This window comes from Sphingobium olei (assembly GCF_042678845.1).
Lineage (GTDB): Bacteria > Pseudomonadota > Alphaproteobacteria > Sphingomonadales > Sphingomonadaceae > Sphingobium > Sphingobium olei.
In genome coordinates, this window is sequence record NZ_JBHTLS010000135.1 from 106,079 (window position 1) to 120,863 (window position 14,785).

A 14,785-nucleotide genomic window follows, 5' to 3' on the forward strand; every position below is an offset into this window, starting at 1 on the left:
GGCTGCGGGGCATGAACAGGGAAGGCGGAACGGGCATGTTCAGACCGGGCGAACTGGTGAAGGGCTTCAAGGGCCGCACCGTCCCGCGCGAGCGGACCGCGCTCGCCATCTGGTTCTGGGAGATCGACCGCGTCCTCCTGTCGCTGATCGTCACGCTGATGGCGATCGGCCTCGTCGCCGTCGCCGCCGCCTCGCCCGTCGCCGCGATCGACCGGTCGACCGCGACGGTCGCCGTCAATCCGCTCATCTATTTCTACCGCCAGCTGATGTGGGTGTTCCTGGGCCTGCCCATCATGCTGGTCATCTCCATGCTGCCCCGGCCGCAGGCGCGGCGGCTCGCCATCTTCTTCTGCGCCTTCTTCTTCCTGATGCTGCTGGCGGTGCCGATCCTGGGCAGCACGGTGAACGGCGCGAAACGCTGGATCGACCTGCCCGGCTTCCGGTTCCAGCCCTCTGAATTCCTCAAGCCCGCCTATGCCGTCACCATCGCCTGGCTGCTGTCGCTGCGCGCGAAGGATAAGACTTTGCCGGTGATGCCGCTGACCGGCGCGATGACGCTGCTGATCGCGGCGGTGCTGATGCGCCAGCCCGACTTCGGCCAGACCGTGATCTTCCTCGCCTGCTGGGGCTGCCTGCTGCTACTGTCAGGGCTGGAGATGCGCTGGATCGCGATGCTGGGCGGCGCGGGCCTCGCGGGCCTTGTCGCTGTCTATATGTTCTATGAAAACGGGCGTCAGCGGATCAACGACTTCTTAGGCATCGGCGTCCAGATGGACACCGGGCCGGACCAGACCGATCTTGCGTTCCGCACCATCACCCATGGCGGCTTCACCGGCGTCGGGCCGGGCGGCGGGCAGAACAAGTTCCGCCTGCCCGAAGCGCATACCGACTATATCTTCTCGGTCATCGGGGAGGAGTTCGGCCTGCTCGCCTGCATCGCCATCGCCTGCGTCTATCTCGCCATCGTCGTCCGTGTGCTGCTGCGCCTGCTGGACGAGGAGGACAATTTCACCATCCTCGCCGCCGCCGGCCTCACCACCCAGTTCGGGTTGCAGGCGATCATCAACATGGGCGTCAATGCGCAGATTTTTCCGTCGAAGGGCATGACGCTGCCCTTTATCAGCTATGGCGGCTCCTCTATGCTGGCGCTTTGTATCGGCGTCGGCCTGCTGCTCGCATTCACGCGGCGCAATCCCTTCATGGGTCGGCACACGGTCGTCAAATGGAGTGGTCGATGAGCATTTCCCGTCACTTCGTCCTCGCCGCCGGGGGGACGGGGGGTCATATGATTCCCGCCCATGCCGTAGCGGAGGAACTGATGGCGCGGGGCCATCGCGTGGCGCTGGTCACCGACGAGCGCGGCGCGAAGATCCCCGGTATCTTCGAGAGCGCGCAGGTTCACGTCATGCCCGCCGGACGCATGACGAAGAACCCGATGAGCTGGCCCGGCGCGCTGAAGGCGATCCTCGCCGGACGCGCCATGGCCCGCCGCCTCAACGAAACATTCCGCCCGACTGCCGTGGTGGGCTTCGGCGGCTATCCGGCGATGCCCGCGCTGCTGGGCGCGCTGGCGGATGGCATCCCGACCGCCATCCACGAACAGAATGCCGTGCTGGGCCGCGTGAACCGCCTGCTCGCGGGCCGGGTCAATGCCATCGCCACCGCCTATCCCGATGTACAGCGTTTGAAGCCTCGTCATGCCGACAAGGTGCATCTGGTCGGCAATCCGGTGCGCGAGGAAGTGAAGCAGCTGCGCGAAGAGGAATTCCCCGCTCTGACCGACGAAAGCGTGTTCCGCGTGCTCGTGATCGGCGGCAGCCAGGGCGCGACCATATTGTCGAGCGTGGTGCCCGAGGGATTGTCCATGCTGCCCGTCGCGCTGCGCCGCCGGCTTCAGGTGACGCAGCAATGCCGCGCCGAGGACATCGAGCGCGTGCGGAAGGTCTATGCGGAGATGGAAATCCCCGCCGACCTTGCCACCTATTTCAACGATGTGCCCGAAAAGCTCGGCTGGTCGCATCTGGTGATCGCGCGGGCAGGCGCGTCGACGCTGGCGGAACTCACCTGCGCGGGCCGGCCGGCGATCCTCATCCCGCTGCCCAGCGCCATGGACGATCACCAGACCGCCAACGCCCGTGAAATGACCGAGGCGGGCGGCGCGCGCACCATCCCGCAGGCGCGCTTCACCGCCGTCGAACTCGCCAAGCAGATGCAGAAGATGGCGATGGAGCCCGGCGCGCTCCAGAACGCGGCCAAGCGCGCCTGGAACTGTGGCCGCCCCAACGCTGCGCGCGACATGGCCGATCTGCTCGAAAGCATCGGCAAGGCGCCGATCATGAATGATCCTATCAAAGTCGGCCCGACGCCGACCACGCTCAATCTCCAGGGAGTTCCCGCATGAAGGGTGTCGGCACCGACATCGGCACGATCCATTTCATCGGCATCGGCGGCATCGGCATGTCCGGCATTGCCGAGGTGATGCACAATCTCGGCTACTCGGTCCAAGGGTCGGACATGGCCGAGGGCTATGTGATCGAGGGGCTGCGCAGCAAGGGTATCAAGGTGATGATCGGCCACAAGGCCGAAAATCTGGGCGATGCCGCCGTGGTCGTCACATCCACCGCGATCAAGCGCGGCAACCCGGAAGTCGAACTGGCGCTGGAAAACCGCATCCCCGTCATCCGCCGGGCGGAGATGCTGGCCGAACTGATGCGCCTCAAATCGACCGTCGCGGTGGCGGGCACGCATGGCAAGACCACGACGACCTCCATGGTCGCGGCGCTGCTCGACGCGGGCGGGGTGGACCCGACCGTGATCAACGGCGGCATCATCAACAGCTACGGCTCCAACGCGCGTCTGGGCAACAGCGACTGGATGGTGGTGGAAGCGGACGAGAGCGACGGCAGCTTCCTGCGGCTGGACGGCACGCTGGCGGTCGTCACCAATATCGACCCGGAGCATCTCGACCATTATGGCAGCTTCGACCGGGTGAAGGACGCCTTCGTCGAGTTCGTCGGCAACGTGCCTTTCTATGGCGCGGCGATGCTGTGCCTCGATCATCCGGAGGTGCAGGCGATATTGCCGCGCGTGCAGGACCGGCGGATCGTCACCTACGGCTTTTCGGCGCAGGCCGATATTCGTGGCGAGAATGTCCAGCCGATCCCCGGCGGCAACCGTTTCGACGTGCAGATCCGCGAGCGTGACGGATCGACCCGCCGGATCGAGGGGATCGAGCTGCCGATGCCCGGCCGCCATAATGTGCTGAACGCCATGGCGGCGATCGGCGTGGCGCTCCAGATGGGCATCGACGACGCGACGATCCAGACCGGCTTTGCCAAGTTCGGCGGGGTCAAGCGCCGCTTCACCAAGGTCGGTGAGATCGCGGTGGGCGGCGGCGTCGCGACCGTGATCGACGATTACGGCCATCACCCGGTCGAGATCAAAGCCGTCCTCGCCGCCGCGCGCGAAGGGGCGAAAGGCCGCGTCATCGCCGTGGTCCAACCGCACCGCTTCACCCGCCTGCACGACCTGATGGACGAGTTCCAGCAGGCCTTCAACGACGCCGACATCGTCTATGCCGCGCCCGTCTATACCGCGGGCGAGCAGCCGATCGAGGGCGTGGACAGCGCCGCGCTGGTCGCGGGATTGAAGCGGCGCGGCCACCGCAATGCCGCGACCGTGGCGGACGCGGCCGACCTTGCCGCGCACCTTGCCGCCGACATCCAGGCCGACGACATGGTCATCTGCCTTGGCGCAGGCGACATCACCAAATGGGCGGCGGGCCTTGCGCCTGCGGTCGCGGGAAAAGCGAAGGAAGCGGCCTGATGTTCGAGCTGTTCGCCGTTGGCCTCGAAATGCAGAAGCGCATGATCGACGCGCAGATGAAGGGCATCGAAGTCGCACGCGACATGGTCGAGGCGGCGCAGCGCCAGGTCGAGGTCGGACGCGCGGCAGGCCAGGCGGGCGAAGCCAATATGCGCGCGATGAAGGGCTGGATGAACCTGTGGGGTTTTCGTTCTTGAGCGAAACCCTCGCCCTTCCTCCGGTTCGCGGTTCGCTGAAAGCCGATGCCCCGCTCGCGCCGCTCGTCTGGTTCAAGGCGGGCGGGGCGGCGCAATGGCTGTTCGAGCCGCAGGATGGCGATGACCTGTCCGCCTTCCTGCGTAACCTCGATCCTGCCGTGCCGGTGATGGCGCTCGGCCTCGGCTCCAACCTCATCGTCCGCGACGGCGGCGTGCCGGGCGTGGTCGTGCGCCTGGGCAAGCCCTTCGCGAAGGTCGAGCGGCTGGATGCGACGACGCTCACCTGCGGCGGCGGCGCGTCGGGCATCCTCGTTTCGTCGACAGCGCGGGATGCGGGCATATCGGGGCTGGAGTTTCTCCGCTCCATCCCCGGCACGGTCGGCGGGTTCGTCCGCATGAACGGCGGCGCCTATGGGCGCGAGACGCGCGATATCTTGGTGGAGGCGAATGTCGTGCTGCGTTCGGGCGAGCAGGTGATGCTCTCCAACGCCGATCTTGGCTATACCTATCGCCATTCGACCCTGCCCGAGGGCGCGGTGGTGGTCAGCGCGACCTTTCGCGGCCATCCCGGCGAACCCGCCGCGATCCAGGCAGAAATGGACCGCATCGCCGCCGCGCGCGAGGAAAGCCAGCCGCTGCGCAGCAAGACCGGCGGATCGACCTTCAAGAACCCGGCCGGTCACAAGGCATGGCAGTTGGTGGATGAAGCCGGCTGTCGCGGCCTGACGATCGGCGGCGCGCAGGTGAGCGAGAAGCACACCAATTTCCTCCTGAACACAGGCGACGCCACCAGCGCCGACATCGAGGCGCTGGGCGAGGAAGTCCGCCGCCGCGTGAAAGAGAAAAGCGGAATAGAATTGGAATGGGAAATTCAGCGGGTGGGGTTGGCGAAGTGAGCCGTGGCCCCTGGCATGTCGCCGTCCTGATGGGCGGCTGGTCGGCGGAACGGCCGGTGTCGCTGTCGAGCGGGGAGGGCGTCGCCAAGGCGCTGGAATCGCGCGGCCATCGCGTCACGCGCATCGACATGGACCGCGACGTCGCCCAGCGCCTGGCCGAAGCGAAGGCCGACGTGGTGTTCAACGCGCTGCACGGCGTTCCCGGCGAGGACGGCACGATCCAGGGCCTGATGGACCTGATGGGCCTCACCTACACGCATAGTGGCCTTGCCACCTCCGTCATCGCCATCGACAAGCAACTGACCAAGCAGGCGCTCGTGCCCCATGGCATTCCGATGCCCGGCGGTCGCATCGTCGAGAGTGAGAGCCTGTTCGACGGCGACCCGCTGCCGCGCCCCTATGTGCTGAAACCCGTCAACGAAGGCAGCTCGGTCGGCGTCGCCATCGTCACGGCGGAGGGCAATTACGGTAACCCGATCGCTCGCGACAGCGTGGGGCCGTGGCAGGATTTCCCGCAGCTTCTGGCGGAGCCCTATATTCGCGGCCGCGAATTGACGACCGCCGTGCTGGGGGATGAGGCGCTGCTGGTCACCGAGTTGCGGCCCAAGAGCGGCTTCTACGATTTCGATGCCAAATATACCGACGGCATGACAGAGCATGTCTGCCCCGCCGACATCCCGGCGGAGATAGGCGAGGCGTGCAAGGCGATCGCGCTGCGCGCCCACCAGCTGCTCGGGTGCAAGGGGGCGTCCCGGTCCGACTTCCGCTGGGACGACAATCAGGGCGTCGAGGGATTGTTCCTGCTGGAGGTGAACACCCAGCCGGGCATGACGCCGCTCAGCCTTATGCCCGAACAGGCGGCGAAGCTGGGCATTGACTATGCGACTCTGGTCGAGACTATTGTCGAGGAGGCGCTGAACCGCGCCGCAAAGCCACAGGGGGCGGGACAGGCAGATGGCTGAGGCACGGATCAGGCGGGGCGGCACCGCGCGGCTGGGCAGCACCCGCGTCAGCGCGGGCGGCCGGGCGGCGAAGGGCGGCCGGGGCCGCGCGCTCAAGCGCCGCAGCTGGATCGACCAGCTTATCGAACTGCTGCCGTTCAGCGAGGCGACGCTTCAGCGCATGGCGAGCTGGGCGATCGTCGGGATCGTCGGCGGCCTGGTCATCGCCATCGCCATCTTCGCCGGCGTGCCGGGCATGATGAAGCAGCAGGCGGCGGAGATCGCCGCCCGCGCCGGTTTCGAGGTGGACAAGGTGGAGGTGCGCGGCGTCGAGCGGATGGACGAACTGCCCGTCTACAATATCGCGCTGGGCCAGGTGGACCGTTCCATGCTCTCGCTCGACCTGCCCAAGGTGCGCGAGGAGATGCTGAAACTCGGCTGGGTCAAGGACGCGCGCATTTCCCGCCGCCTGCCCGACACGCTGGTGGTGGACATCGTGGAGCGCGATCCGGTGGCGGTGTGGCAGCATGAAGGGCAGCTGCACCTGATCGACGTCAACGGCGTGGTGCTTCAGTCGGTGTCGACCAGCGCAATGCCCGACCTGCCGCTGGTCGTCGGTCCCAACGCCAACCGCCAGACCGCCGGCCTCAACAAGCTGATGGAAAACGCCCCCGCCTTGAAGCCCATGCTGGCGGGCGCGACCTGGGTCGGGAACCGGCGCTGGGACTTGCGCTTTCAATCCGGAGAGACGCTCTCCCTGCCGGAGGGCGAGAAGGACTCCGCATCGGCACTAGTCAATTTCGCGCGGATGGACGGGGTGAACCGCTTGCTGGGGCGCGGCATCGTGAAGTTCGACATGCGCGATCCCGACCGGTTCGTCCTCCGCCTGCCGCAGGGCCGGGTGGAGGAGAAGCCGGCGGATGACGTGAAGCCGGCGGACGTGGGCGAGGAAGGCTGAGGACGATGGCGCAGCCCAAGGTCGAAAAGCTCATCACGGCGGTCGACATTGGCTCATGGAAAGTGTCGGCGCTGATCGCCGGCCGTACCGACACCGGCGAACTCGCGATCCTGGGCACCGGCCAGCGGGAAAGCCGAGGCGTGCGGCGCGGCTTCATCGCGGACATGGAACGTACCGAACTCGCCGTGCGCGAGACGGTGGAGCAGGCCGAGCGTGTCGCGGGCACCAATATCGAGGATGTGTGGGTCAGCTTTTCGGGCGGGAGCCTGGTCAGCGATGTCGTCACGGTCGAGCGCGACATGGGCGGCTATCGCGTGGAGCAGGCGGACATCGACGACCTGCTGACCACCGGGCAGCAGGGCATCGACCCGGACGGGCGGGTGGTGCTCCATGCGCAGCCGACCTGCTTCACCATCAACGGCAAGGTGCCGGTCAAGAAGCCGCTGGGGATGCATGCCGACCTGCTGGGCGTCGACATCCATGTCGTGCTGGCGGACGGCGCGCCGCTCGCCAACCTGGACCTGTGCGTGCGCGGTGCGTACCTCAACGTCAATTCGATCGTCGCTTCCCCGATCGCCACGGGCCTTGCATGCCTGTCGGAGGAGGAGCGCGACCTGGGCGTGGCGCTGGTGGAGCTGGGCGCGGGCGTCACCAACGTCTCGCTCTATGCCGGCGGGATGCTGGTCGGGCTCCACTCCATTCCGATGGGCGCGTCCGACATTACCGATGACATCGCGTCGGCCTTCGGCATCCGCCGCAGCCAGGCAGAGCGGATCAAATGCTTCTACGGGTCCGCGATGCAGAACCCGCGCGACTTTCGCGAGATGATCGAGATCGCGCCGCCCCATGGCGACGCCGCGCTGCCGGGGCAGGTGGCGGGGCCGAACGCGGAGGGCGGCAAGATCACGCGCGCGGCGCTGGTCGGCGTCATCTGCGAACGGCTGAACCAGATCATGATCGAAGTGAATGCCGCGCTGTCCGGCATGGGGTTCAACTCCACCGGGCGGCAGGTGGTGCTGACCGGCGGCGGCGCGGAAATGAAGGGCATCGCCGACTATGCGCAGGGCGCGCTGGGCCGGGCAGTGCGGGTCGGGCGGCCGAGGGGCTTGTCCGCCATGCCCGAAGCGCATAGTGGCCCTGCCTTCGCGACATTGGCGGGCCTTGCGCTTTACGGCGCTTCCAACCCGGTTGATCTCCGCGCCATGGCGCCCGCGCCGCAGACGGTCCATCGTCTGGGCGCGCCGATATGGTGGCAACGGATGATGCGCGCGATCAAGACGAACTATTGAACGAAATTGGACGAAGACGAAAATAGCTGGTGAAATCCCCTATTTTCTGGTGTTAACAGTATATGACGGTGTCGCTTCCTGACGAGGAAGCCGAGGGAGCAGTAATTATGAGCATTGAGATCAGCCCGCCTCATGTGGACGAACTGAAGCCGCGCATCGCGGTGATCGGCGTCGGCGGCGCGGGCGGCAATGCCATCGCCAACATGATTGCCGCATCGGTGGAGGGCGTGGACTTCATCGTCGCCAATACCGACGCGCAGGCGCTGAACAGCTCGCCGGCCGAACGCCGCATCCAGCTCGGGCCGCAGATCACCGAGGGCCTGGGCGCGGGATCGCGGCCGGAAATCGGCAAGGCGGCCGCCGAAGAGACGATCGTGTCGGTCGAGCAGGCGCTGGAAGGCGCGCATATGTGCTTCATCACCGCCGGCATGGGCGGCGGCACCGGCACCGGCGCTGCCCCCGTCATCGCCAAGGCGGCGCGGGATCGCGGCATCCTGACCGTCGGCGTCGTGACCAAGCCCTTCACCTTTGAGGGCAATCGCCGCATGAAATCGGCGGAGGCGGGGATCGAGGAGCTTCAGAAGCATGTCGATACCCTCATCGTCATCCCGAACCAGAATCTGTTCCTGATCGCCAACCCCAACACCACCTTCAAGGAAGCCTTCCAGATGGCGGACGAGGTGCTGCAGCAGGGCGTGCGGTCGATCACCGACCTCATGATCATGCCGGGCCTCATCAACCTGGACTTTGCCGACGTGCGGTCGGTGATGGGCGAGATGGGCAAGGCGATGATGGGCACCGGCGAGGCGGAAGGTGACGGCCGTGCGCTTCAGGCGGCGGAAAAGGCGATCGCCAACCCGCTGCTCGACGGCGTGTCGATGCGCGGCGCAAAGGGCGTGATCGTTTCCATTGTCGGCGGCGACGACATGCGCCTGATGGAAGTCGACGAAGCCGCCAACCATATCCGCGAACTGGTCGATCCCGACGCGAACATCATCTGGGGCAGCGCGTTCAACGACAATCTCAACGGCAAGATCCGCGTATCGGTGGTCGCAACCGGTATCGACAATGATGTCGGCGCGCAGGCGCAGCCGCTGACCCAGCCGTTCAGCTTCGCCAGCCGTCCTGCCGTCTCCGTGCCGCAAACCCCGGCGGCCGCGCCGCGCGCGAGCGTGACGCCGCCGGCCGCAGCCGCCAAGCCCGCGCCGCAGCCGGAGCCCGAGGCGCTGGAACTGGACGTACCCGAAGCGCCTGCCCCGGTGCAGCCTGCCGCCGCGCAGCCTACGCCGGCGCCGTTCGCGCCGCCTAAGCCCGCCGCCGTCTTCTCGGACGAAGATCCCGACCAGGACGAACTGGTGCTGGGCGAAGACAGCGCCGAACCTGTCGCGACCCAAGCCGCGCCCGCCGCTCCGGCCCAGCCCGCCCCGCGCGTCGCGACCGGCGGCACGCTGTTCGAGCGCATGGCCGGCCTGACTCGTGGAACGGACAAGGCGGCTGGTGCGGATGATGCCGCAGCGCCGGGCGTGGACATTCCCCGTTTCCTCAATCGCCAGAGCAACCAATAAGGCAGGCGCGGTTCGCCGCGTCGTCATGAAAGCGCGCCGTCGACCGTCAAAGGCGGTCCGGCGCGCTTTTTCGTGGCGTCCATTTCCCATTCAGCAGGACTCTGGTTAAGGCTCCACCGTGACACGCATTTCCCTCCTGATCCCCGGCCTTGCTCTCCTCTCCGTCGCGCCGCTTTCCGCCCACGCGCAATCGGACCAGTCGCAACTGACTCGCCCCATTGGCGCGGCCGACCTCAACAGCAATCTTGCCCGGCTGGCGTCCAACCCGCGCGATATCGCCGCGCTGATCGGTGCGGGGGAGGCCGCGCTGGCGCTGGACGATCCGCGCGCGGCCGCCGGCTTCTTCGCGCGCGCCGAAGCGATCCAGAGCGGCAACGGCCGCGTGAAAGCGGGCCTTGGCCGCGTGATGCTGAAGCTCCAGAACCCGGCCGAGGCGCTGCGCCAGTTCGATCAGGCGACGCGCTTGGGCTATCCCGATGCGACCATCCTGTCGGACCGCGCGCTGGCAAAGGATATGTCCGGCGATCAGGCGGGCGCGCAGCGCGACTATCAGGCTGCTCTTGCCCGAACCCCGCAGGACGACGAACTGATCCGCCGCTATGCCGCCTCGCTCGGCATCTCGGGACAGGTGGAGGCTGCCGACAAGGTGCTGGAACCGTTGCTCTATAAAAGCGACCGGGCGGCGTGGCGCTATCGCGCGTTCATCTATGCGATGAACAACAAGCAGGCGGACGCGCGGAAGGTCGCGCTCCAGACCCTGCCCGAACAGCTCGCCACGGCGCTGACGCCTTATATGCAGAAAATGCCCTATCTGACGCCAGCGCAGAAGGCGGCGGCGGTCCATTTCGGCCATTTCCCGCAGCAGGTCGGCACCAGCATCGCCGCGATCGTGCCGACGCCGCCCGCGCCGGGCATCAACGTTGGAACGCGCGCGCCCGTGACCGTCGCCGCCGCGCCGACGACAGCGCCCGCCAAGCCGCTGAGTCGCGCGGAACAGCGCCGCCAGCAGCGTGAGGCCGAAAGGCTCGCCCGGGCGCAGGCGCGCAACCCGCAGCAGCCCGCCCGAACGCCGACCCAGGTCGCGCAGGCGACGACGACCCCGCCGTCCCCCGCTACGCGTACGCCCGCGCCCACCACCACCACGCAGCCGCTTACGCCCCAGAATCGCCCCGGCCAGACGGCGTCCGCACCAGCGCAGTCGACGCCGACTCTGCCGCAGCCGGCCCCGTCGCAACCGGCACCGTCTCAGCCGACTTCGTCGCAGCCTGCGCGGACCGTGCCTGCGCCTTCGCCCTCCACTTACGCCTCGGCCACGCCAGCGGCGAGCGGACCGGCCTCCGCAGCGAGAGGCGAGGTTCAGGGGCCGCCAGCGCCCGGTTTCGAGTCGATGGATACCCGCGCGCGCCAGACTGCATCTCCATCGCCGGTGCCCTCTTCCCCGACGCCGTCGCAACCCGCGCCAGCCGCGCTCGCCGCTGCAACGCCGCCATCCTCAACGGCACCAGCCGCGCCGGCCGCGCCGCAGCCCAATCCGGAGGCGACCCGCACGCTCGCGGACATCATCCGCGCGATCGACGTCCCCGAAACGGAACGGGCGACCAGCGTCGCGGCGGTCGATCTGGATGAGATCGCCACCCTACAGGCCCAGCGCCGTGCCGAACGGCAGGCCGCCGCCAAGGCAGCGGCCGACAAGGCGAAGAAGGAGGCTGCGGCCAAGGCAAAGGCCGAAGCCGACGCCAAGGCGAAGAAGGAGGCGGAAGAGAAGAAGCGCCTTGCCGCCAACCCCTCGCGCAACTGGTTGCAGGTGGGCGTAGGCCAGAGCAAGTCCGCGCTCGGCTTCACCATGAAGCGGCTGCGCGGCAAATATGGCAGCCTTGCCCCGCAGGATGCGTGGAGCGCCAGCTGGGGCCGCACCAACCGCCTGCTGGTCGGGCCTTTCTCCAGCTTCACCCGCGCCAAGGATCTGGAAGCGAAGCTGAGAGCCGACGGCGCGGACGTGTTCGCGTGGAAAAGCGACGCCGGGGAGGTGGTGGAAAGGCTGGGAGGCGAGTAAGAGGCCGGGCATGACCAGCCTTGCGTCCTATGCCTGCCATCCCGATCGAAGCCGCGGCCGCCTCCATGGCGAAGAGGGCGGCGAGGTGCGCGGGCCGCGCGACGTCTACCAGCGCGACCGCGACCGCATCATCCATTCCATCGCCTTCCGCCGCCTGCGCCACAAGACGCAGGTGTTCGTATCGCCCGATGGCGACCATTTCCGCGTCCGCCTGACCCACAGCCTGGAGGTGGCGCAGATCGGCCGCACCACCGCCCGCACGCTCGGCCTCAACGAGGATCTGACCGAAGCGCTCTGCCTTGCCCACGACATCGGCCATCCGCCCTTCGGCCATGCCGGGGAGGATGCGCTGGAAGTCGCGCTAGAGGCGCATGGCGGCTTCGATCATAATGCGCACACGCTGCGCACGCTGATGCTGCTCGAAAGTCCCTATCCGCGTTTCCGGGGCCTTAATCTCAGCTGGGAAATGCTGGAGGGCCTCGCCAAGCATAACGGCCCGGTCCTGAAACCCGGCTGGGCGATGCGGGAGCTGGATGCGATGTTCCCGCTGGACTTGCCCAGCCATGCTTCGCTGGAGGCGCAGCTGGCGGCAATTTCCGACGATATCGCCTATGACAACCATGACATAGACGATGGGCTGCGCGCGGGCCTGCTGGTGCTGGACCAGTTGCTGGAGGTGCCGTTCGTCGCGCGCTGCTGGGACCGGGTGCGCGCCCGTTATCCTGATGTGCCGCAGGACCGGCTGCTGCGCGAACTGGTGCGCGAACAGATCGGCGTCATGGCGAACGACCTTATCGAAGCGACCCGCCGCAACATCGCCGCGTCGGGGGTGGAGACGGTGGAGGATGTCCGCGCCTTCGGGGACACTTTGGTCTGCTTCTCGCCCGAGCTGGCCGCGCAGGAACGCGACCTCAAGCGCTTCATGTATGCGACGCTCTACCATCATCCCGAGCAGCTGGCCGCCGCCGATCGCGCGCGCGTGATCGTCGCGGACCTGTTCCGCGCCTATCAGGCCGATCCCCGGCTGATGCCGGACGAATGGCGCGACGACTGCGCGCTGGAGGAACCGTCCCGCAGCCGCCACATCGCCGATTTCATCGCCGGCATGACGGATCGCTACGCGGAAAAGCGCCACGCCGAAATCTATGGCGTTCCCGTTCTGGCGGATTGACGCGCCCCGTCCTTTGCCGCAAGGCGCTGCATGTCTCCGCCGGATTCGTCGGGCGGGCACGATGCGGGAGAGTATGGGTCGCCTTTCAGGCGTCGCCCGTCGCCGAAGGAGCAACCGCCCCGGAATCTCTCAGGCCAAAGGACCGCATCGCGCGCAGGGCGCTCTGGAAAGCGGACGGTTTCCCGTCCCACCGAAGGGGTAAGCCATGTGGCCGCAAGGCCGCTGGTCAAAGCTCTCAGGTCCCGTGACAGAGGGGGTGGCAGCAAGGATGCCCTTCGGGCAGACCATGGCTGTCGCCACGCGACTCATCACGGAAAGGCCGGCCCTTCATGACCGCCAACGACGACATCGCCCATCTGGAAGAAGAGCTGCCGTTGCAGGAACTGCCGCTCGATGGCTGGCACCGGGCGCAGGGCGCGCGGATGGTCGGCTTTGCCGGCTATCACATGCCGATCCAGTATGAAGGCATCATGGCCGAACATCTGTGGACGCGCGACCATGCCGGCCTGTTCGATGTCAGCCATATGGGCCAACTGACTTTCTCCGGCGAGGGCGTGGATGAGGCGCTGGAGCATCTGCTGCCCGCTGACATCAAGGGGTTGAAGCCCTTCCGCCAGCGCTATTCGATGTTGCTGGATGAGGAAGGCGGCATCCTCGACGACCTGATGGTCTCGCGGCTGGGCGGTGATGCCTTCGATGGCGCGGCCATCTATATGGTGGTCAACGGCGCGACCAAATATGACGATATCGGCTGGATGATCGAACATCTGCCCGACGAAGTCGTGATGAACCATATGGACGAGCAGGCTCTGCTCGCCTTGCAAGGCCCCGAGGCGGGCGAGGCGCTAGCGGCGCTGATCCCCGAAACCGCCGATCTTCTCTTCATGCAGTCGGGCCTCTTCACCTGGCGGGGCGTCCCGCTGTGGATCAGCCGGTCGGGCTATACCGGCGAGGACGGGTTCGAGATCAGCGTGCCGGCGCAGGATGTCGCGCTGCTCGCCGACGCGCTCTGCGCCTTGCCGCAAGTCAAGCCCATCGGCCTTGGCGCGCGCGATTCGCTGCGGCTGGAGGCAGGTCTGCCGCTCTACGGCCACGATCTCAGCCCCGCCGTCAGCACCATCGGCGCGGACCTGGGCTTTGCAATCGGCAAGCGCCGGCGCGAAGAGGGGGGCTTCATCGGCCACGCGCGCGTCGTGAAGGAACTGACCGAAGGGCCGGCCCGCAAGCGCGTCGGCCTCAAGATAGATGGCCGCCTGCCCGCACGCGAGGGCGCGACGATCCACGCCGGGTCGGCTGTCGTCGGCGAAGTCACGTCTGGCGGTTTCGCGCCCAGCGTCGGCGCACCCATCGCCATGGGCTGGGTTGACCTGGCCCATGCCGCCATCGGCACGCCGCTCGAAATCGAGGTGCGCGGCAAGCGCCTGTCCGCCGCGGTCGCGCCGATGCCGTTCGTGCCGCACCGCTATCGCCGCAAGGCCTGATCCTTTTTCGCCAAGGGGAGTATATCGATGAGCCGTTATTTCACTGACGAACATGAATGGATCGATGTCGAGGGCGAGATCGCCACGGTCGGCATCACCGATTATGCGCAGGAGCAGCTGGGCGACATCGTGTTCGTCGAACTGCCGGCTGAAGGCACGACCTTCGAAAAGGGCGATGACGCCGCGGTGGTGGAATCGGTCAAGGCCGCTTCGGATGTCTATGCCCCGATCTCGGGCGAAGTCGTCGAAACCAACAGCGCGTTGGACGACGAGCCGGCGCTGGTGAACAGCGATGCGGAAGAAGATGGCTGGTTCTTCAAGCTGCGCGTCACCGACGCTGGCGAGCTGGAAGGCCTGATGAACGAAGCCGCCTACAAGAAGTTCGTCGCGAGCCTTTGATCTTTTACTT

13 protein-coding genes and 1 riboswitch are annotated in these 14,785 nt (G+C 67.1%); all 13 genes read left to right on the forward strand.

From position 1 onward, the window contains the following. The first annotated feature begins 35 nt into the window (after positions 1-35). The 13 genes from ACFQ24_RS20280 to gcvH all read left to right on the forward strand — a co-directional run bounded on the left by ACFQ24_RS20280 (position 36) and on the right by gcvH (position 14,775). Complete coding sequence (locus ACFQ24_RS20280; RefSeq protein ID WP_380914582.1) at positions 36-1,238, forward strand: FtsW/RodA/SpoVE family cell cycle protein; 1,203 nt, start codon at positions 36-38, stop codon at positions 1,236-1,238. Beyond that, positions 1,235-2,401, forward strand: a complete 1,167-nt coding sequence (murG, locus tag ACFQ24_RS20285) for an undecaprenyldiphospho-muramoylpentapeptide beta-N-acetylglucosaminyltransferase (protein WP_380914584.1) — start codon at positions 1,235-1,237, stop codon at positions 2,399-2,401. The genes ACFQ24_RS20280 and murG overlap by 4 nt, the downstream gene beginning before the upstream one ends. Continuing rightward, the gene (gene murC / locus ACFQ24_RS20290; protein WP_380914586.1) at positions 2,398-3,825 is read left to right on the forward strand and encodes a UDP-N-acetylmuramate--L-alanine ligase; all 1,428 of its coding nucleotides are present in this window, start codon (positions 2,398-2,400) and stop codon (positions 3,823-3,825) included. Before murG ends, murC begins: the two co-directional genes overlap by 4 nt. Next, positions 3,825-4,022, forward strand: coding sequence for a hypothetical protein (locus ACFQ24_RS20295; RefSeq protein ID WP_380914588.1), 198 nt, complete (start codon positions 3,825-3,827; stop codon positions 4,020-4,022). Before murC ends, ACFQ24_RS20295 begins: the two co-directional genes overlap by 1 nt. Next, a complete protein-coding gene (gene murB / locus ACFQ24_RS20300; RefSeq protein ID WP_380914589.1) occupies positions 4,019-4,918 on the forward strand; it encodes a UDP-N-acetylmuramate dehydrogenase in 900 nt (299 codons plus the stop codon). The genes ACFQ24_RS20295 and murB overlap by 4 nt, the downstream gene beginning before the upstream one ends. Further along, positions 4,915-5,880: a D-alanine--D-alanine ligase gene (locus tag ACFQ24_RS20305; protein ID WP_380915431.1), complete on the forward strand. Its 966-nt coding sequence runs from the start codon at positions 4,915-4,917 to the stop codon at positions 5,878-5,880. The genes murB and ACFQ24_RS20305 overlap by 4 nt, the downstream gene beginning before the upstream one ends. Continuing rightward, a complete protein-coding gene (locus ACFQ24_RS20310; protein WP_380914591.1) occupies positions 5,873-6,817 on the forward strand; it encodes a cell division protein FtsQ/DivIB in 945 nt (314 codons plus the stop codon). The genes ACFQ24_RS20305 and ACFQ24_RS20310 overlap by 8 nt, the downstream gene beginning before the upstream one ends. 5 nt (positions 6,818-6,822) lie before the next feature. Then, entirely contained in the window at positions 6,823-8,106 is a 1,284-nt protein-coding gene (ftsA, locus tag ACFQ24_RS20315; RefSeq protein ID WP_380914593.1) for a cell division protein FtsA, read from the forward strand. Between the two features lie 107 nt (positions 8,107-8,213). Beyond that, a complete protein-coding gene (ftsZ, locus tag ACFQ24_RS20320; protein ID WP_380914595.1) occupies positions 8,214-9,671 on the forward strand; it encodes a cell division protein FtsZ in 1,458 nt (485 codons plus the stop codon). A 118-nt stretch (positions 9,672-9,789) separates the two neighbouring features. Beyond that, positions 9,790-11,724, forward strand: coding sequence for an SPOR domain-containing protein (locus ACFQ24_RS20325; protein ID WP_380914597.1), 1,935 nt, complete (start codon positions 9,790-9,792; stop codon positions 11,722-11,724). Between the two features lie 10 nt (positions 11,725-11,734). After that, positions 11,735-12,895 (forward strand): deoxyguanosinetriphosphate triphosphohydrolase, encoded by a 1,161-nt coding sequence (locus ACFQ24_RS20330; RefSeq protein ID WP_380914599.1) that lies wholly within the window; start codon positions 11,735-11,737, stop codon positions 12,893-12,895. 54 nt (positions 12,896-12,949) lie between these two features. Continuing rightward, positions 12,950-13,050: riboswitch (glycine riboswitch) on the forward strand. Between the two features lie 174 nt (positions 13,051-13,224). Next, positions 13,225-14,376 (forward strand): glycine cleavage system aminomethyltransferase GcvT, encoded by a 1,152-nt coding sequence (gene gcvT / locus ACFQ24_RS20335; protein ID WP_380914600.1) that lies wholly within the window; start codon positions 13,225-13,227, stop codon positions 14,374-14,376. 27 nt (positions 14,377-14,403) lie between these two features. After that, positions 14,404-14,775, forward strand: a complete 372-nt coding sequence (gene gcvH / locus ACFQ24_RS20340) for a glycine cleavage system protein GcvH (RefSeq protein WP_380914602.1) — start codon at positions 14,404-14,406, stop codon at positions 14,773-14,775. The last annotated feature ends 10 nt before the right edge of the window (positions 14,776-14,785 follow it).

Excerpts from the sequence above, each read along its gene's own strand:
- gcvT (WP_380914600.1), top strand. The coding sequence starts at position 13,225 with ATGACCGCCAACGACGACATCGCCCATCTGGAAGAAGAGCTGCCGTTG.
- ftsZ (WP_380914595.1), top strand. The coding sequence starts at position 8,214 with ATGAGCATTGAGATCAGCCCGCCTCATGTGGACGAACTGAAGCCGCGC.
- murC (WP_380914586.1), top strand. The coding sequence starts at position 2,398 with ATGAAGGGTGTCGGCACCGACATCGGCACGATCCATTTCATCGGCATC.
- ACFQ24_RS20295 (WP_380914588.1), top strand. The coding sequence starts at position 3,825 with ATGTTCGAGCTGTTCGCCGTTGGCCTCGAAATGCAGAAGCGCATGATC.
- murG (WP_380914584.1), top strand. The coding sequence starts at position 1,235 with ATGAGCATTTCCCGTCACTTCGTCCTCGCCGCCGGGGGGACGGGGGGT.
- ACFQ24_RS20330 (WP_380914599.1), top strand. The coding sequence starts at position 11,735 with ATGACCAGCCTTGCGTCCTATGCCTGCCATCCCGATCGAAGCCGCGGC.
- ftsA (WP_380914593.1), top strand. The coding sequence starts at position 6,823 with ATGGCGCAGCCCAAGGTCGAAAAGCTCATCACGGCGGTCGACATTGGC.
- gcvH (WP_380914602.1), top strand. The coding sequence starts at position 14,404 with ATGAGCCGTTATTTCACTGACGAACATGAATGGATCGATGTCGAGGGC.
- ACFQ24_RS20310 (WP_380914591.1), top strand. The coding sequence starts at position 5,873 with ATGGCTGAGGCACGGATCAGGCGGGGCGGCACCGCGCGGCTGGGCAGC.
- ACFQ24_RS20280 (WP_380914582.1), top strand. The coding sequence starts at position 36 with ATGTTCAGACCGGGCGAACTGGTGAAGGGCTTCAAGGGCCGCACCGTC.